This is a genomic window from Nitrobacter sp. 62-23 (assembly GCF_001897285.1).
In the GTDB taxonomy this organism is placed as follows: Bacteria; Pseudomonadota; Alphaproteobacteria; order Rhizobiales; family Xanthobacteraceae; genus Nitrobacter.
The window spans coordinates 1-17,264 of the sequence record NZ_MKSM01000099.1; the positions used below are offsets into that span (position 1 = coordinate 1).

Here is a 17,264-nt window from a genome sequence, read left to right on the forward strand (position 1 = left end):
CTGCTTGGCCTGCTGGATCGACAGCACGGCATCATGGCCCCAGTTGACGTTGATCAGAAGGTCCGCACCGGAGTTGGCGACGTTGAGCAGGTAGGACGAGTAGTCCGGCGCACCGAGCGGCGAGACCTGGTTGGTCACGGTGGTCCAGCCAGCATCCTTGGTCATATCCTGCATCGACTTGGTCACGGTGTGACCGTAGGTATAGTCCGGCGTCATATACGCGACTTTTTTGTCCTTGCCGAACTGCTTGATCAGCACCGGCGCGATCGCCGCCGCCGCGGTCTGGCCGTAGAAGCCCTGCCGGAATCCGTAGCGCACGCAATCCTTGCCGGTGGTGTCGTTGGAGCCGGAGATCCCGGCGACGTAGAGCACGTGTTCGCGCTGCGCCAGCTTGTTGAGAGCGACCGCGACCGCGCTGGAGGTCGACCCGGTCATCAGCACGATCTTGTCCTGGGTGATGAAACGCTGCTGCGCCTGCACGGCCTCGTTCGGCTTGGCGCCGGAATCGGCGACCACCAGCTTCACTTCCTTGCCGAGCACGCCTTTCTTGGTTTTCGGCGACAGTTTCTTCATCAGTTCGTGGCCGGAGTTGAGATGGTCGACAGCCAGCTCCCAGCCCTTGAGCTCATCCTCGCCCTGCACGGCGTAGGTGCCGGTGCGCGGCACCGCAACGCCGATGGACACCGACGAACCGGACGAGCCGGCCGGCCAGGTGCCGATCGCCGGCTTGTCGTCGGCGAAGGCCGGCATGATCAGCCCGCCCGGCAGCATCACGCCGCCGATCAGGGCCGCGCCGCCTTGCAACAGGGAGCGGCGCGATACCGCCGCATTCAATTCCTGTTCAAAAATCTTCTTCATCGCGCATGCTCCTCCCAAATGTTTATGTGCAAACTCAGCTCATCACCGAAATCTGACAGACAGGCTGCAGCGCTCGTTAGCCGGCGCCGATCAGGGTACCGTTACTACAAGTCCCCTTCGTCACAGATCTGTCAATGTCACTTTCGTCGAAGAGAACGGCATTTCCGCCGAAAAATCAGACGTCTGTCCGGCGCGGTCCGACCTTCGGGCCACCATTGTCAAAGCGGCCACAGAACCTTTCCGGATATTCATCGTCGAGGCGGGACCTGAGCCATTCTCGATCGCTTACGGCGATGGCGCCGCGATGTCCCTTCCACTCTCGTCCTCTGCGATTCGCATCAGCTCCGAGAGGCTTTCGACCGCAATGCGCCGGTCGAGCGTCTTCAGCCAGCCGGCTCTCTCCCAGGCGCTGAGAATGCGGCTTGCGGAATAAAGCGTCGTTCCGGCGATATCGGCAATGTCCTTCCGCCGAAGCGGGAAGCGGATGACGATGCCTCGGGACGTCGTGGTGCCGACCTGGCGCAACAGCCGCAACAACGCATGAGCCACGCGTCGTTCGGCACGCTGTGTGGCAAGTTCGCGAACCCGATGCTGCGCCTCCTGAAGCCGCTGACCGACGATGCGGACGGCATTGATGGCGATCTGAGGATGATTGTTCATCAGATCGAGCAAGGCTCTGTCACTCCAGCTGGCCTCGGTTGCCTCCGTCAAGGTGTCGGCATCGGCCGGATAGCGCCGATCCGTGAACAGGGAGATCGCGCCGAAAATGTCGCCGGGTCCGATGAAGCGCACGACGATCTGCGCGCCCTCGCTGCCGGATTGAGAAATCCTGATCCAGCCATTGATGAGGACATGGGCTCGCACGCGGGTTTCGCCCTGGTTGAACACGCGAAAATCGCGGGCCAGTGAACGCGTCGCGGCGCAGGAAAGGACCTCGTCCAGCGCTGTCGGCGGCAAGCCTCGAAAGAGTTCAAGGTTTGAAAGGACCTGCCGAGACAGAGAAGGAGCCTTGCTCATTCGCCGAAGATAATCCCGGCTTGCCGAAAATGATAGGGAGTTGCGTTTGCGCAACTCCTGTCGAATGGCGTTGCCATACGCTTCGAAAGGCCAACGGCTGCCATCGTCACCAAGGATGCGGGTGCTTCATGGATGATATCATCGTCGCGCGTGCGCTCCACGTCCTTGCCGTGGTTGTCTGGATCGGCGGCGTCTCGATGGCGACAACGGTCGCGCTGCCGGCAATCCGGCGCGGCGACCTCGGGGAGAATCCGCTGAAGGCGTTCGAAGCGATCGAGCGCCGTTTCATCTGGCAGGCGCGAACGTCAGTCATCATCGTCGGCTTGAGCGGCCTCTACATGACGTGGCAGCTTGATCTTTGGGATCGGTTCCGGATGCCGTCGTTCTGGTGGATGGACGCCATGGTCGGCCTCTGGCTGTTGTTCACCATCGTGCTCTTCATCGGCGAGCCCTTCGTCTTGCGACGCCACTTCCATCGGTTTGCAACCGAGCGGCCGGAAACCGCCTTCGCATGGCTGCATCGGGCGCACTGGATTCTGCTCGGGCTCAGCCTTGTGACCGTGTTCGGTGCGGTCGCGGGAAGCCATGGATGGTCGATCTTTTGATCGGAACTATCCGATTCCGTCGACGATCTCGCCGATCGCATCGAAGGCGCGCTCAAGCTCCTGCGGCGTGCTGCAATATGGCGGCATGAGATAGATCGTGTTGCCGAGCGGCCGCACCAGCAACCCGCGGCGAAGGAAACCATCGTAGAGGCGCGGCCCGATGCCGGCCAGATAGCCCGGGTCGCTGGTTGCGACATCGAGCGCGGCGATGCTTCCGATCTGACGGACGTTGATGAAACGACGGTCCCCGCGAAACCGGTCGAGGCCGTGCGTATGCGCGCGCGCCACTGCCGCGATGCGCTCCATCACCGGTTCGTCTTGCCAGATCTCAAGGTTGGCGCAAGCCGCCGCGCAGGCGATCGGGTTCGCGGTGTAGGAACTGGAGTGGAAAAAGGTCTTGCTGCGATCCGTTGAATAATGCGCATCGAAAATGGCCGCACGGCACAGCGTCACCGCCAGCGGCAATGAACCACCGGTAAGGCCCTTGGAGTAGCAGGCGATATCCGGGGTCACGCCGGCCTGCTCGCAGGCGAAGCGCGTTCCGGTGCGGCCCCATCCGGTCATCACCTCGTCGGCGATCAACAAGACACCATGCGCCTCGCAGATCCGTTTCATTTCCGTGAGCACCCAGGGCGGATAGATCAGCATGCCGCCGGCGCCAAGGATCAATGGTTCCACGATCAACGCCGCAACGCCGGCGTTCCCGCATGCCGCCGTGATCGCATCCAGCGTCGCCTGTTCGCGGCCCGCCGCGGGAAAGGGAATGCGCTCCACATCGAACAGCAGCGGGTCATACGGCGCGTTGAAAACACCTCGCTCGCCGACCGACATGCCGCCGATGGTGTCGCCGTGATAGGCCCCTTCCAGCGTCAGGATGCGGCTGCGCCGCTCGCCGCGATTGCGCCAGAAGCCGAGCGCCATCTTCAGCGCGACTTCGACCGAGGTCGAGCCGCTGTCGGAAAAGAAGACGTAGTCGAGTCCCGGCGGCGTCATGGCGACAAGCAGGCGCGCCAGACGCTCGGCCGGCTCGTGGGTGAAACCGGCGAAGATCACCTGATCGAGACGCTCGGCCTGATCCTTGATCGCCTGCACGATCCGAGGATGACGATGGCCGTGCGTCACCACCCACCACGACGAAATCGCATCGAAGATGCGCCGGCCGTCGGCGGTCTCGAGCCATGCGCCCTCGCCCCTTGCAATCGGTATCGCATCCGGCTGCACCGCATGCTGGGTGAACGGGTGCCATACGGGAGATGCCGATGTCGTCATGCCGACGCTTTCAGGCCATCGATATTGAACGCGCCGGCAAAAGCCTCGCGCAGCGTATCGCAAGTCAATGGCGCAAGGTGCGGCAGCCGGCCGAGGCGCCGCACCTTGCCCATCTCGGTGATGATCCGCTCGGATTCGACGTTCTCTTCGCCGATGAAGGCGATGCCCAACATCGCGACGCCCCGCGCGCGCAGCGCCTCGATCGACAACAGACTGTGGTTGATCGTGCCGAGCGTGGTGCGGGCGCAGAGCACCACCGGAACGCGCCAGCGCGCCATAAGGTCGATATAGGTGATGCTGCGCGTCAGGGGCACAAGCAAGCCGCCCGCGCCTTCGACGACCAGCGGGCGTTCCGTCTCGGGAATCTTTAGGTTCTGGTGGTCGATCGTGACGCCGTCAATCTCGGCGGCAAGGTGCGGCGACGCCGGCGTCCGCAACCGATACGCTTCACCCAGCACACGATCGGCGGAAAGCCCCGACAATTTCATCACGGTTTGCGAGTCGGTTTCCTCGTCCAGCCCCGACTGAATCGGCTTCCAGTAAAAGCCATCGAGCGCGCCGGCAAGCGCCGCTGAAAAAACCGTCTTGCCGATGCCGGTGTCCGTGCCCGTGACGACAATGCGCGTACTCACGCAACGGCTCGCATGTCTTCGGCCAAAGCTGCGAACAAACCGGTGACGATCGCCTCATCGACATGGAGCGTCAGCGCGATGCGAAGCCGCGCGGTGCCCTCGGGAACGGTCGGCGGGCGGATTGCCCGAACATCGAACCCCCTGCGCTGCAATGACGCCGCCAGCGCGACCGCAGCCGGATCGGAGCCGACGATCACCGGAAGGATCTGCGAGCCGGACGGCTCAATCTTGCAACGACGCCGCAGCTCGCCTCCCGCAAACCGCACCAGGCGGGCCAGGCGCTCCCGACGCTCGGGATCGGTTCGGGAAATTTCCAGCGCCACGCGCGTTACCGCAGCGATCAGGGGCGAAGGCGCGGTGGCAAAAATGAACGGACGCGCGCGATTGACCAGAAAGTCGCGGATGGTCTTCGGCGCGAGAATGAAGCCTCCGGACGTTCCCAGCGCCTTGCCACACGTGTGCAGCGTGATGACGTTGTCGCGCCCTTCGAACGGTGCGGCAAGCCCCCGTCCCTGCGGACCCAACACGCCCGTTGCATGCGCCTCGTCGATCACGACCATTGCATCGTGACGGTCGGCGACAACAAACAGCTCCGCGAGATTGGGGCTGTCGCCGTCCATGCTGTAAAGGCTTTCAACCGCCAACCAGGGCCGGCCCGTGCCGCCGGCCGCACGCCATTTCGAGATCGCGGCATCAAACGCATCGATATCGTTGTGCGCAACGCCGACGGCTTCGGCGCGTCCACGACGAATGCCTTCATGAACGCTGGCGTGGACCAGTTGGTCATGCACCACGAGATCGCCGCGTTGCGGCAGCGTCGAAAAAATCGCGAAGTTGGCGACATAGCCGCCGCCGAAATAGAGCGCGGCGTCGGCGCCGAAATAGGCCGCCGCTTCGCGCTCCAGCGCTTCGTGTTCAGGATGATTGCCGCGCAACAGCCGTGACCCGCCGGCTCCCACCGGCACCCCTCGCCCCAGCGCATCGACAGCGGCTTGTCGCAGTTCCGCAGAGTCAGCCAAACCAAGATAGTCGTTGGAGGCGAGATCGATGCCCGAGTGACCGCGCAGCGAACGGAAACGGCCGCGGTCCGCGAGCGCCTTCAGATCGGCGGTGTAGATCTCATGCATTACGATGTCTCCCGGCCGGCCCCGAAGCACCAGGCCCGTGCTGCGAGCTACTCCGACTTGACGTCGTAATCCGCAGCAAACCGCAAGTCCCGGAGCGGCCGCACCCGCTTTGTCGATTCATGGTACAGCTCATGCGCCTTGTACGCGGCGAGTTCCGCCTCGCTGTCGAACTCACCGTAAACGACGACATCGATATCGTTTCCAAGCTGATCGGTCTTCCGGTTGCGGGTGACCTCGAGCCGGCGCGCATGCGGGATCGCCATGAGAAGCGACAGACCGTCGATCATCTTGTCGATGTCGCACTTGTCTTTCGCGGTGAACAAAACGATGTGACGTATCATGGCTGGCCGCAAGGTGGAGGGTGATCCTGGCCGCATGACTATCTTGCCGTCACCTCTAACGCAACGCTAACGACGCTGGGCGATATCATCGTCGGGGCCACGGGCCGGGGACGTGCGGTTGAATATTGCGCCGAATACTGCCCATATGAGACACGACTGCCTGCCAATGTCCGCAACCCGACACACCGGCGCCTGACCTTCAAATGAGTGATCCGCTCGGCAACATCCGGCCCAGGACGCGTACGCGTTCGATGTCTGCCGCCTCCAAACAGGGAATCGCGGCGGATCTGATCGCGCTGTTGGTCGCCGTCAACTCCGGCGACCCGCGTGTCCTGACAATTCAGGATCAGCACGCGCTGCCGTCCGGTCCGTTCGAACTGGCGCATCGGTCGCTGCAATCGGGACTGCGAGCCTGGGTCGAGCGCCAGACGCGGCTGCCGCTGGGCTATGTCGAGCAACTCTACACCTTCGCGGACCGGGATCGCACCGGGACCGTCGACCAGCGCGTCATCTCGATCAGTTACCTCGGTCTCACGCGTGAACAGGCGGGGTCCGGCCGCCATGAGACGAACTGGCGAAGCTGGTATGGCTATTTCCCCTGGGAGGATCATCGCCTCGGCGCGCCGCCCATGGAAAAGATGCTGCGCGCCGGCCTCGCCGCCTGGAGCGAAGAAGCGCCTGACCGGGCGGCCCGGCGCGCTCGCCAGCAACGGGCGGCGATGCTGTTCGGTTTCGACGGCCATGTCTGGAACGAGGAACTGGTCCTGCAACGTTACGAGTTGCTCTACGAGGCGCGGCTGATCCCCGAAGCCCTGCGCGGCGACGATCGCCCGTCCGCCCGAGCAGCAACTGTCGTGCCGGGCGATTCCATGATCCTGGACCACCGCCGGATTCTGGCGACCGGGATCGCGCGGCTCCGGGCCAAGATCAAATATCGCCCCGTCGTATTCGAACTGATGCCGGACACGTTCACGCTGTTGCAATTGCAACGCTGCGTTGAGGCCTTGGCTGGAAAACTTGTGCACAAACCGAACTTTCGCCGCTTGATCGAGCAGCAGGAGTTGGTCGAGGACACCGGCGAGACGAGCCAGGAAACAGGCGGACGGCCGGCAAAACTCTTTCGTTTCCGGCGCGCGGTGCTGGCTGAGCGCGCGATCGCTGGGACCAAATTACCCATTTCCGGGTCTTGACAAGACTTATACTCAACATCAGTATAATAGCGTCTGAGTGGAGTGTAGTCATGTCGGCAATCCTGGAAGTACGACCGTCGACCCGGATCTACCCCAAAGTGCGGCACGCGATCCCCGAGATCGAATGGCTCACATTCGCCGACGATGTCGATGCGATCATCGAGCTGAAGAAACGACGTAACGCCGTCATCCTCGCGCACAACTACCAGACGCCCGAGATCTTTCACGGCATCTCCGACATCGTCGGCGACAGTCTTGCGCTGGCCCGCGAGGCCACGAAGGTGAAGGCCGACGTGATCGTGCTCGCCGGCGTGCATTTCATGGCCGAAACGGCCAAGCTGCTCAATCCATCGAAAACGGTCCTGATCCCGGACCGCGGCGCCGGCTGCTCGCTTGCGGATTCCATCACGCCGGAAGACGTGCGGCTGTTGCGGCAAACCTATCCCGGCGTTCCGATCGTCACCTATGTGAACACATCGGCGGCGGTGAAGGCTGAATCCGACATCTGCTGCACATCAGGCAATGCGAAGGCCGTCGTCGAGTCGCTCGGCGTCGAGCGCGTCATCATGATGCCCGACGAATATCTGGCGAAGAACGTCGCTGCCGAGACCCACGTCAAGATCATCGCGTGGACCGGGCATTGCGAGGTTCACGAGCGTTTCAACGCCGACGAGGTGCGGCAACTTCGGGAAAACCACCCCGGCGTCGTGGTGCTGGCGCACCCGGAATGCCCGCCCTCAGTCGTGGCGGAAGCCGATTTCGCCGGATCGACCGCCGCGATGGCATCTTATGTCGCCACCCGGCGGCCGAGCCGTCTCGTACTGCTGACGGAATGCTCGATGAGCGACAACATCGCCGCCGATCATCCCGACCTTGAGTTCATCCGTCCCTGCAGTCTGTGCCCACACATGAAGAAGATCACGCTCGGCAACATCCGCCAGGCGCTGGAGACGATGCGGCACGAAGTCACGATCGAGCCGGAGGTCGCCGCCCGCGCGCGCCTTGCTGTCGAGCGCATGCTGGCGGTCGGATGACGGCGCTTCATGATACGAGCGGCGCCGCCGTCGTCATCGGCGGGGGCCTCGCAGGGCTGATGACGGCGCTCGCGCTGGCGCCGCAGCCGGTGCTGCTTCTGAGCAGCGCATCATTGGGCCTGGAAACATCCAGCATTCTGGCGCAAGGCGGCATTGCCGCCAGCATCGGGCCGGATGACGACGTATCGTTGCATCTGGCGGACACCCTTGCCGCGGGCGACGGCCTTTGCGACGAGGCTGTCGCCGCGGCAATCCTCGGCGCTGCGCCGGCTGCGATCGAACGGCTGTCTCATCTCGGCGTGGCTTTTGATCGCGACGCCGCCGGAAACCTCGCGCTTGGCCTTGAAGCGGCCCATTCGCGCCGCCGGATCGTCCATGCGGGAGGGGACGCGAGCGGACGCGATATCATCCGCACCCTCGCTCGCCGGGTCTACGAGACACCTTCGATCACCGTGTGCGAGGCGACCCGCGCGCAGCGACTGATCGTCGAGAACAATACGGTGAAAGGGGTCGTGTGCCAGACCGACCGCGATCCCGTGGCTTTCGCCACCGACCGCGTCGTCATCGCGACCGGAGGCGTCGGCGGGCTATTCCTCTACGGGACCAATCCGGCAGGATCGTGCGGCCAGGGCCTCGCACTCGCGGCAAGGGCCGGCGCGCTCATGGCCGATCTCGAATTCATCCAGTTTCATCCGACCGCGCTCGACACCGGCTCCTTCCCGCTGAAACTCATCAGCGAGGCCGTGCGCGGCGAAGGGGCGATCCTCATTGATGAAAAAGGCGATCGCTTCATGGCGGATATGCCCGGCGCCGAGCTTGCGCCTCGCGACGTCGTCGCGCGCGCCGTGTGGCGGCACATGACGATGGGTCACCGTGTTTTTCTCGATGCGCGGAACTTGCGAGGGGTCGACTTCGCCCGGCGTTTCCCGGCGATCACCTCTTTCTGTCGCGAGGCAGAAATCGATCCCGCAGCGCAACCGATCCCGGTCCGTCCGGCCGCGCATTATCACATGGGTGGAATTTCCGTCGACAGACGCGGACGCACGTCGATCGACGGTCTCTGGGCATGCGGCGAAGTCGCCTGCACGGGTCTTCATGGCGCGAACCGGCTGGCGAGCAATTCGCTGCTCGAGGCGGTGGTATGCGGTGGTTTTGTCGCGCAGGACATCGCCGGCACGCCGTCTGCGAGGCGGCAGGACGCCAGGATACCCGCCGGACGCATCAGCAGCAGCGATCCCGCCTTGATCCGGCCGATCCTGTCGCGCGCGGCCGGGGTGCTGCGCGACGGAGAAGGATTGCGGGCAGCCGCGCGCGCTTTGTTACCGCTTGCGACCTCGCAGCAGGCCGCAAGCGATCCGGCCATCGTCGCCTTGATGATCGTAACCGCCGCGCTTCGTCGCGAGGAAACCCGCGGCGCACATGCGCGCACCGACTTTCCCGAACATGCAACCCGCGCGACGCGAACGACGCTGCGCCTGTGCGATGCGCTCGACGCAGCACAAAACTACATCGCCGATCCCGTCAGCTAAGGAACACGATGCCCTCCCCGGCCCTTCCGCGCATCCTGATCGAACCGCTGGTTCGCGCGGCCTTGCTTGAAGACCTCGGCCGCGCAGGCGACCTCACGACCGATGCGATCGTGCCGAGCGGCCACCGGGCCACCACCCTCATCGTCGCTCGCCAGCAAGGAACCGTCGCCGGGCTCGATCTGGCGCGGCTCGCCTTCCAACTCATCGATCCGGCGATCGAGATGCACATCGCCCACGACGACAGCGCAACTGTCCAGCCGGGCGACGTGATCGCGACCCTGTCCGGTCCCGCCCGAGGCATTCTGACTGCCGAGCGTGTCGCACTGAATTTCCTGTGCCGCCTGAGCGGAATCGCCACGGCGACGGCATCGGTGGTCGCCGCGGTTCAAGACTACAAGGCGAAGATCGTCTGCACCCGCAAGACGACGCCCGGTTTGCGCGCGGTGGAAAAATACGCGGTTCGTGTCGGCGGCGGCAGCAATCACCGGTTCGGCCTCGACGATGCCGTTCTCATCAAGGACAACCATGTGGCAATCGCCGGCGGCGTCACCGAGGCGCTGAAGCGCGCAAAGGCCTGCGTCGGACATCTGGTCAAGATCGAGCTGGAGGTGGACACGCTCGATCAACTGCGCGAGGCGCTCGATCAAGGGATCGATGCAGTGCTGCTCGACAACATGAACCCGGACACGCTCCGGAAAGCCGTCGCGATGGTTGGCGGCCGGGCGGTAACCGAAGCCTCTGGCCGCATCACGCCGGCGACCGCGCCATCGGTCGCCTCAACCGGCGTTGACCTGATTTCGATTGGCTGGCTGACGCACAGCATCAGTATTCTCGACATCGGTCTTGATTTCAAAACCGAGCCAAGCGCCTGACCGCTCGAAGGGTTATGTCGAAGGCGGGTTGTGTTTCCGGAACGGATCCGCCGCCTCATCATGCCCGCTGCGGCTGCTGAAGAACATCAGCGCCATCAATCCGCAACCGATGACAAGTGAAAAGAACGTGCCAAGGCCGAGCGCGATCCAACCGTGTTTGCTCATCTCGACGCCGGAGGTCTCATTCCAGAATGTGATCGCCCAAACGCCTGCACCAAAGAGTATGGTCACCAACGCTATCAAAATAACGATTCGACCCTTGCCCATACCTTCCATAGCCATGCCTTTCATTTTGCTGAGCTGACCGTTTCGGGTGGCTCCGGCGGAATCGGAGCACCGCGAATCGGCCTGCGTGTCGAAATCATGATCGTGCGGTTTCCGCGCCCCCGGACGGGGAAACCAGACGAAGTCGCGAGCGGAAGTTTTCGGTGCCTTACAGAACTTGTAAATTCAACATCGCGGCACTCAATGATATATTTTCTATATATCTTATACAGCCTGACATCTGATTATGTAAGAGGGAACCGGGCTTAATTTTTGGTCTTGGACACATGGCACCTGCGACCGCCGCGAATACCTCGCGGACGGCGTTGCGGCGCGCCTGGCGGATTTTGGTATTCTGGTCAGCCCTACCCGATTTGTCGGCTTAATCCCGGGAACGTTCGCGCGCCTTTGACAGCAGGTTCATGATTTCCTTCGGAGCACGCGTGAAGGGCAGCAAAAATCCCAGCCAGAAAAAAGACAGGCCGAGGAGCACACCAAGATTCACGATGTCTGACGTGTCGGCTGATCCCAAACCCAACGTCTGGACATAAGCAAACGCAAAGTAAGCGCAAAAGATCGCGCTCACGAACAAGGTCAGGAATCTTTTGGGGCGCGGTCTAACGAACCTGCCGACAAGCTGGCCAGCGTGATATCCCGCCATCACTCCCACCGGCGCGACGAGCCGAAGCATCGAGAGTTCTGGCGGAACGGAAAATCCGAAGCTCAAAACGAGTCCGACGACGCCAAATATGATGGTCAGCATTAAATTCGTTCTTTTTCAGGAGCCAACAACGATACATCGGCGGCAAGGATAAACACCAATTTTACGCGATCAAGAACAATCGGGTGCGCAGCCGGCGACGCAGAACACTGGCCGCGACTAAAAACCGCAGCTTTTTCAATGACGAGTGAGAATCGTCACCGCGCTCACAATGGACAAATGCCGGGCGTTCCCACCACAGCCGCTTGTTCGACGAGCATTCAGGGGTAAAATGAATAGAGGTTTCCATGACAACAGCAGCAAACCAGAATGAATGATCTTCGCCACTGGCGCAGCTCAACCCGGGAATTCGAGGGCGGCAGAGACAGAGGCCGCCGCAACAGTTACATGATCGGCGCCCTGGTGGTGCTGCTTGCATTCATTGCCGTCATCGGGCTTGTCAAATTCGGCGTACCCTAGTGGAGTGAATTTGACATTCGCTACCCACTTTGCAGCGAACCTGTCAGGCGAATGTCAAATTCAAAACTCCACTAGAAACCTGATAGTTGCTAGTGGTCCTTTGATTCTAACATTTGCAAGAACTCCCTGCGGCAACGGGATGCAAATGTTAGAATTGGACCACTAGATTACGACGATTTCGGATCGAACCGATCCAAAGTCATGACCAGCAATCGTGAGCGGCATTCCAGTATTTTAAGAAGCGGATGTGGGCGGGAACCCGCATCATACTTTTTCTGATCCCACTCCAGCAGCCCGTAACCAGCGGCACGGCGACTGCCAACAACCATCCCGTCCGCCGCCGGGCTGCCAGCCTTGGGGGCAGGTGCGCACTCTTGTGAGTGTCTCGACAAGCATCGCCCTAGCTCAACCATCGACGTACGATGATGATCGCAAAACCAAAAGCCATGGCTAGAAAAAAGCCAAATAAAAGTTGCTTGTCGTCTTCTGAAGAAAACTGGCTTTTTACAAAATCGACCATGCGTTGCAGCGTGCGCATGACAGACACTCTTAAAGGTTGGAAAACCAAAGAACAATCATAACCAATCATAAATCATAAGACGGGTTGAGGGCCCCCGTCTTGCCCAGTCCGGCCGGATTGAGACGAACAACACGCTACGCCGCCAAACCGGCGGTCGGCGCTGCGGTGGCAGTCCACCTCATCAACGCGGACCCTGTAGGCTTGCTCCCGGCGATCAACGTCTTGCCAGTTCAATGGCGCAACCCGTTAAACCAGTTCGTCCTGAGGGTTTCGAGCCTGTGTGATTCACCTCACTGTGCGAGCCGATCGAGAGCTTCATCATGCACGTCATGGGAGACCAAGGGGTCTCATCTCAAAAGAGGAGAAAATTGCCATGACTTGCGGGATGCGAGAGACAATCACGATTCGTTACTGGGGCGTGTGCTGGAAGTGGGGCTTCATCCCCTATCCCTGCAGGAAGACGAAAACAGAAGTTAAATACCGGTATGACTTCCTTCCCTGGCGCACCAGGTTCAGTTGGTCCCCCTTCCGTCGCAGTTACGAAGGGTGCTGCAATGGCGCGCTCTTTGGATGGTCCTTCTGGACCTGGTCGCCATTCGGCACCGGCAACGGTCCCTGGATCAACCAGACACGGACCTATTTCTCCGATTCAACGATCGGTTCGACGGGTCCCTGCCCGTTCAACAAGGGTCCAACCGTTCAGTCGGTGTCGAAGGTGGCCGACGGCGCACGCACTGAAGCCGCCGCGGACCTCAAAGAGGAGCAGAGCTGTTCTTGCGGCTAGAGTTTTCCCGCTTCACGGCAACGGGCGAGCGCCCCTTCGGCGCTCGCCCACCCGATACACACAGCGCGGTCAAAAACTCCGGATTCTTGATTTGACGCGCTTTCTTCACGCGAACAGGATCCACTTCGCTGGAAAACGCTAGTCCACAACTTTGCGGGCACGTCTCTCTGAGAGGCGCGCCGCATACATTCGATTCACCACAACTCGGAGATGACGGCGAAACGTGCTGGCCTCTCCACCCCCTGAAGCTGAGGTCGGATTCCCATGGTGAATGGCCGGTAAACGACTGGATGCAGTTGTCGGAGCGAGGGACTATGCCGCGCGTTCTCGCAAGGCGACTTCCGCCTCGGCGTCCAGGTCATCGAGAACTGCCTCAAAGGCAACGATCGCACTTTGGATGGAGGCGATTTCCGCGATCTGTTGTTTCGACAGTGGGCCATGTTGTCCCATCAGCGCGACTATCAGGTCGCGACGCCGCTCTTTCAATTGGACAAGGGGTAATCCGTGATCTTCGAGCAGCGCAGGCATTGTAACGATCTCCAGCCGACGCCTGAACATAGCTAAAAAGTGCTGAGATCAATTTTCACTGACGCCTAAAATTATCCGGATTGGACAATAAGCGGCTGCCGGCAAAAAGAAGCGGCTGCTCTACCACCGAGGCGGAGATTGGCCGACCACGCACCCTCCATGCGCCAGGTAAAGTAATGCGCAGGGTTTCCGGCATGGCGCGCGACCTATTGCTGTCCCCCCATCATCCAGATCGTCGTCATGGTGATGACAATCGCAATGAACTGCATGAGGATGCGCATTCGCATCAGGTTCTGCGAGCGGTTGGGGCTGCCGCCGCGCATCATGTTAATCAGACCCATCAGCAACACGATGACCACCGAGGCCACCGCAATTGGAACCAGAATTTTGCTCAGGAATAAGGTCATGTCGGCTGGCCTCACGCCCCCGAGATTTTGGGTAACCGCGGGAGACGAGAAGTGTTCCGGTCAACCCCGTGTTCTTTGATTCGCAGCCAGCGTGGAGATCCTGCTCCGGCACGGTACTCAGGCGCTATCGGCGCGGCGCAATGCTGATTCGGAGGGTAGTTGGGCGTTATACTGGATCTACGCTTGCGAGCGGCGGTCTCCTGTATCCCCTGCACGATCTTGCACACGATGATGCTACAATCCGATGCCGGACTCACAGACACTGTTTCGGCAGGGCTTCTATCTCTTCGCTGGCCTGCGTTCGATAGGACGAAGCGCATGATTTGCGACGAGGAGCATCGTATGAAGCTGATCCCGAACAGCTTCGATGTCATCGAGCTCGTTTGTCGCCTTAATTAATCTTTTGATCGAGATCAGAGCCTGGCGCTCGTTCATCGAGCCCTCCTACCCTATCGGGAATGGACTGCCGACCCGCGCGGGACCCGGGCGTCAGACCGGCTGTCGAGTGCCGACCATTTCCCGATCCTAGAGCATGATCCCGAAAAGTGGAAACCGGTTTTTGAAAAAGATAAAAAGATCATGCTCAAACAAAAAGATAGGCGACGAGCCCGATTCAACGCAGTTGAAACAGGCTCCATGGACTATATCCGGAAGCGGCCAGGCTATCTCACGAGTGAGTGAAAGCCGTTCCCTGAATCAACCGCTGCGGCGAAATTTTCTTTGTCTGGCATCGCCTTTCACCAACCGGCCTGCGCCTCATCGCCCGGCACCAACACCAGGCGAGTCGCGACACACCCGCGTCAGTGTACTCACCGCCGGCAGGATCACCGGTCCTGCTATGCCAACGTACAGCGCCTGGCGATCAGCGGTGGGTCAAGAATTGATAGCGAGACGGCGCTGGACGACCCACTACTGCGTGCTTAGCGATACTCCGAGTATATGAGCTTTCGCCGCCGTTGCGCCGGGAGTGCGCTTCAACGTTTTTGCAATCCGCGTGACACCGGCCTTTTGCTTTGCAAGTGACTTCAGGGTTTTCACGTCGTCCTTAGTCCACTCGCGGCGAATAGTCTTTGTCTTCTTAGACAAATCAGCACTCCTATTAATCGTTAGAAGTGTTGTTTAACACAGATGGTCCATTGAGCAACATCTGGTTGTCGTAAGAATGGCCTGAGGATCGACTGGGCGAAATAGTCGAGCCATATATGAATGAAAGAAGCGGCGGCACGGAACGAGACTAGCAGTCGCATCACTGTTTCGACTGTCCCAGGACGATCACCGTGCCCGTTAGCGTCGGGTCGTGAGGCTTCAAGCTGCTGAATTTTTCATCGTTCCAATCGGCGAGACTGACTACCGAACCCGTTTGAGCTTCCGCTGCCGCCGGCCCTGTCGATTCCAGAACTTTCAGGCCGGTCCCGTCTACAAAGAAGGTGTGGTCACCGAACACCTCACTCAATTTACGAGCTGCCGGATGATCGTCTGGCAGAACCTGTGCATCCATCTGGTTCAGGGTCTGCTGCACCTGAGTCGCAGTAAGTTTCATGGCTGTTCCTATGCTGGTTCAAAAAGCTTGTTGGTCTTTGTAAACGATGTCGCCAGATCAGGTGGGCTTCTTCGTAAACATGGTCAGAACGCCTTCCTTGTCGATATTGACGGCGACAACCTGCGCCGAGCTGCGACCTTTTGCCTTTAGCGCTGACACGGCCTGTGGAATCGCCTCGATGGAGGCCCGCAGGGATTTGATCTCTTCCTGCTTTGCATTTGTGACAAGAGCCTCAACCTGTGAGCGGGCATCCGCTTTCAGTTCTTCAACATCGATAACCTGGATACTTCGAATTGCGATGCCTTCCCCAGATTTCGTCTGGGATGATGAAGTCTGGGACTGAGAAGGCGCTGGTGCAGTTTGCGCTGCTGCCCAGGGCGATCCAGCTACAAGCAAAGCGGCGACTGTTGATAATGTAAATGCGCGCATGATCCCTCCGGTTTAGGTAGATACCGCAATATATCGCCCGAAAATGTCGAACGCCGGAGGTTTGTGCGGTCATTCGGTGAATCTGATATGGCTACAATGTGCAACCGGCCGTGTTGGCTTCGGGCAAGCCGCCTTTTGCTACAGCTAGTTTATTACAGGAAGGGCCGCCGATTTCTCGGCGGCCCGTCTCATCGATCCCGGTCAACTCAGGCTGCAAAATAGACGAGATAGACAATTACGAAGGCCGCCACGACCAGCCCAGTCCCCGCAACCAGCACGTTACGTATTGTGGGACCTCGCTCAGCTCCTCGCGCTTCCATTGCAGTCTCGACTATGCGTCCGTTTTCTTCCTTTACCATCGTTCCTCCTGAGAAAGGCTTTGTTGACAGCAGACGGGCCACGATCTTCAGCCCCGATCGCTCTGCACCCCATCATCCAGGGCCATTTAACCCGGGCGTATCACGACATCGTTGTAGTAGTCGTCCAGCTCCGCGCGGCGGGCCGTCCAGTCATAGAGTTCAGAGCCATGTTTGGGCGCGCCCTTCAAGCGGTTGCCACTTATGTCGCTGCGGTAGCCGCCAAGCTCGGAGTCGTATCGGAGCAGTTTCCAAGGCACCGGATAATGCTCGTCCCCGACACCAAAAAAGCCGCCAAAGCTCAGGACTGCGTAGGCAATTTCCCCACTGTCCTTATCGATCATGACGCTTTCGATGGAACCTATCTTCTTGTTCTCGGCCCCATAGATAGCTTTGCCCGCCTCTTTATCGCTGGCGATTAGGTCGCTCTGATCAGTCATCAGAAACTCCGTTTCGGTTAGCCATGTGATGTCAACCGGTATGCTCCGGATGCGTTCCGGTGAAACTTCGGCCTCTTAATTGAGAGAGATTGCGTCCAGAATCGAGTGGGCTGCGCCTTAGACAGGCAGCTCATGCGAGTGAACAAACCGTAAGGAAGGAACCGCGGTCCTTCAGCTGACCGAGGAAGCGAGAAAAAGATAACTGAGGAAAAAGTCTGCCTTAGAACTTAGAACGTAGCGACAAACAACGTAGCGACAAACAACTTACAAGCCGCCAGCTTATATCGGACTGGCTGGCCTGCGTTTGCTCAGAAAATCAACAACGCGACATGTGGGGCTTAG

General features: G+C 60.3%; 20 protein-coding genes. 6 read left to right on the plus strand and 14 right to left on the minus strand.

Translation table 11 applies throughout. The features are described 5' to 3' along the window. Nucleotides 1–858, minus strand: an 858-nt coding sequence (locus BGO16_RS09525; protein WP_292618445.1) for an ABC transporter substrate-binding protein, incomplete at its 3' end; no start/stop codon positions are given. A gap of 285 nt (nucleotides 859–1,143) precedes the next feature. After that, entirely contained in the window at nucleotides 1,144–1,815 is a 672-nt protein-coding gene (locus BGO16_RS09530; RefSeq protein WP_363091781.1) for a Crp/Fnr family transcriptional regulator, read from the minus strand. A gap of 188 nt (nucleotides 1,816–2,003) precedes the next feature. Here BGO16_RS09530 and BGO16_RS09535 point away from each other — a divergent pair, with 188 nt between their 5' ends. Then, nucleotides 2,004–2,480, plus strand: a complete 477-nt coding sequence (locus BGO16_RS09535) for a hypothetical protein (RefSeq protein ID WP_292618447.1) — start codon at nucleotides 2,004–2,006, stop codon at nucleotides 2,478–2,480. A 6-nt stretch (nucleotides 2,481–2,486) separates the two neighbouring features. Here BGO16_RS09535 and BGO16_RS09540 read toward each other — a convergent pair whose 3' ends face one another. The 4 genes from BGO16_RS09540 to BGO16_RS09555 are packed head-to-tail and all read right to left on the minus strand — an operon-like array spanning nucleotide 2,487 to nucleotide 5,849. Beyond that, a complete protein-coding gene (locus tag BGO16_RS09540; protein WP_292618448.1) occupies nucleotides 2,487–3,749 on the minus strand; it encodes an adenosylmethionine--8-amino-7-oxononanoate transaminase in 1,263 nt (420 codons plus the stop codon). Then, a complete protein-coding gene (gene bioD, locus BGO16_RS09545) occupies nucleotides 3,746–4,381 on the minus strand; it encodes a dethiobiotin synthase (RefSeq protein ID WP_292618450.1) in 636 nt (211 codons plus the stop codon). The genes BGO16_RS09540 and bioD overlap by 4 nt, the downstream gene beginning before the upstream one ends. Further along, nucleotides 4,378–5,508, minus strand: a complete 1,131-nt coding sequence (locus BGO16_RS09550; protein ID WP_292618451.1) for an 8-amino-7-oxononanoate synthase — start codon at nucleotides 5,506–5,508, stop codon at nucleotides 4,378–4,380. The genes bioD and BGO16_RS09550 overlap by 4 nt, the downstream gene beginning before the upstream one ends. A 47-nt stretch (nucleotides 5,509–5,555) precedes the next feature. Beyond that, nucleotides 5,556–5,849 carry a Dabb family protein gene (locus BGO16_RS09555; protein ID WP_292618452.1) on the minus strand — a complete coding sequence of 98 codons (294 nt, stop codon included), beginning with the start codon at nucleotides 5,847–5,849 and terminating at the stop codon, nucleotides 5,556–5,558. A gap of 251 nt (nucleotides 5,850–6,100) precedes the next feature. Between BGO16_RS09555 and BGO16_RS09560 the strand changes: the two genes are divergently transcribed. Genes BGO16_RS09560 through nadC form a run of 4 tightly spaced genes read left to right on the plus strand, consistent with a single transcriptional unit; the run spans nucleotide 6,101 to nucleotide 10,474 of the window. Beyond that, nucleotides 6,101–7,039 carry a hypothetical protein gene (locus BGO16_RS09560; RefSeq protein WP_292618453.1) on the plus strand — a complete coding sequence of 313 codons (939 nt, stop codon included), beginning with the start codon at nucleotides 6,101–6,103 and terminating at the stop codon, nucleotides 7,037–7,039. A gap of 50 nt (nucleotides 7,040–7,089) precedes the next feature. After that, on the plus strand, nucleotides 7,090–8,073 hold the full coding sequence (gene nadA, locus BGO16_RS09565) for a quinolinate synthase NadA (RefSeq protein ID WP_292618454.1): 984 nt from the start codon (nucleotides 7,090–7,092) through the stop codon (nucleotides 8,071–8,073). After that, on the plus strand, nucleotides 8,070–9,602 hold the full coding sequence (locus BGO16_RS09570) for an L-aspartate oxidase (RefSeq protein WP_292618455.1): 1,533 nt from the start codon (nucleotides 8,070–8,072) through the stop codon (nucleotides 9,600–9,602). Before nadA ends, BGO16_RS09570 begins: the two co-directional genes overlap by 4 nt. Nucleotides 9,603–9,610: 8 nt before the next feature. Beyond that, the gene (gene nadC / locus BGO16_RS09575) at nucleotides 9,611–10,474 is read left to right on the plus strand and encodes a carboxylating nicotinate-nucleotide diphosphorylase (RefSeq protein WP_292618456.1); all 864 of its coding nucleotides are present in this window, start codon (nucleotides 9,611–9,613) and stop codon (nucleotides 10,472–10,474) included. 12 nt (nucleotides 10,475–10,486) lie between these two features. Here nadC and BGO16_RS09580 read toward each other — a convergent pair whose 3' ends face one another. Continuing rightward, entirely contained in the window at nucleotides 10,487–10,750 is a 264-nt protein-coding gene (locus BGO16_RS09580; RefSeq protein WP_292618557.1) for a hypothetical protein, read from the minus strand. A 370-nt stretch (nucleotides 10,751–11,120) separates the two neighbouring features. Next, a complete protein-coding gene (locus BGO16_RS09585; protein WP_292618457.1) occupies nucleotides 11,121–11,501 on the minus strand; it encodes a hypothetical protein in 381 nt (126 codons plus the stop codon). 267 nt (nucleotides 11,502–11,768) lie between these two features. Here BGO16_RS09585 and BGO16_RS09590 point away from each other — a divergent pair, with 267 nt between their 5' ends. Then, nucleotides 11,769–11,918, plus strand: coding sequence for a hypothetical protein (locus BGO16_RS09590; RefSeq protein WP_292618458.1), 150 nt, complete (start codon nucleotides 11,769–11,771; stop codon nucleotides 11,916–11,918). A gap of 400 nt (nucleotides 11,919–12,318) precedes the next feature. Here BGO16_RS09590 and BGO16_RS09595 read toward each other — a convergent pair whose 3' ends face one another. The 6 genes from BGO16_RS09595 to BGO16_RS09620 all read right to left on the minus strand — a co-directional run bounded on the left by BGO16_RS09595 (nucleotide 12,319) and on the right by BGO16_RS09620 (nucleotide 16,922). Next, nucleotides 12,319–12,456, minus strand: a complete 138-nt coding sequence (locus BGO16_RS09595; RefSeq protein ID WP_292618459.1) for a hypothetical protein — start codon at nucleotides 12,454–12,456, stop codon at nucleotides 12,319–12,321. A gap of 1,078 nt (nucleotides 12,457–13,534) precedes the next feature. Continuing rightward, nucleotides 13,535–13,750: a hypothetical protein gene (locus BGO16_RS09600; RefSeq protein ID WP_292618460.1), complete on the minus strand. Its 216-nt coding sequence runs from the start codon at nucleotides 13,748–13,750 to the stop codon at nucleotides 13,535–13,537. A gap of 206 nt (nucleotides 13,751–13,956) precedes the next feature. After that, nucleotides 13,957–14,157 carry a twin transmembrane helix small protein gene (locus BGO16_RS09605; RefSeq protein WP_292618461.1) on the minus strand — a complete coding sequence of 67 codons (201 nt, stop codon included), beginning with the start codon at nucleotides 14,155–14,157 and terminating at the stop codon, nucleotides 13,957–13,959. 1,246 nt (nucleotides 14,158–15,403) lie between these two features. Continuing rightward, entirely contained in the window at nucleotides 15,404–15,697 is a 294-nt protein-coding gene (locus BGO16_RS09610; RefSeq protein ID WP_292618462.1) for a hypothetical protein, read from the minus strand. 57 nt (nucleotides 15,698–15,754) lie between these two features. Beyond that, nucleotides 15,755–16,126, minus strand: a complete 372-nt coding sequence (locus BGO16_RS09615) for a hypothetical protein (RefSeq protein ID WP_292618463.1) — start codon at nucleotides 16,124–16,126, stop codon at nucleotides 15,755–15,757. 445 nt (nucleotides 16,127–16,571) lie between these two features. Then, nucleotides 16,572–16,922, minus strand: coding sequence for a PRC-barrel domain-containing protein (locus BGO16_RS09620; protein WP_292618464.1), 351 nt, complete (start codon nucleotides 16,920–16,922; stop codon nucleotides 16,572–16,574). Nucleotides 16,923–17,264 lie beyond the last annotated feature (342 nt).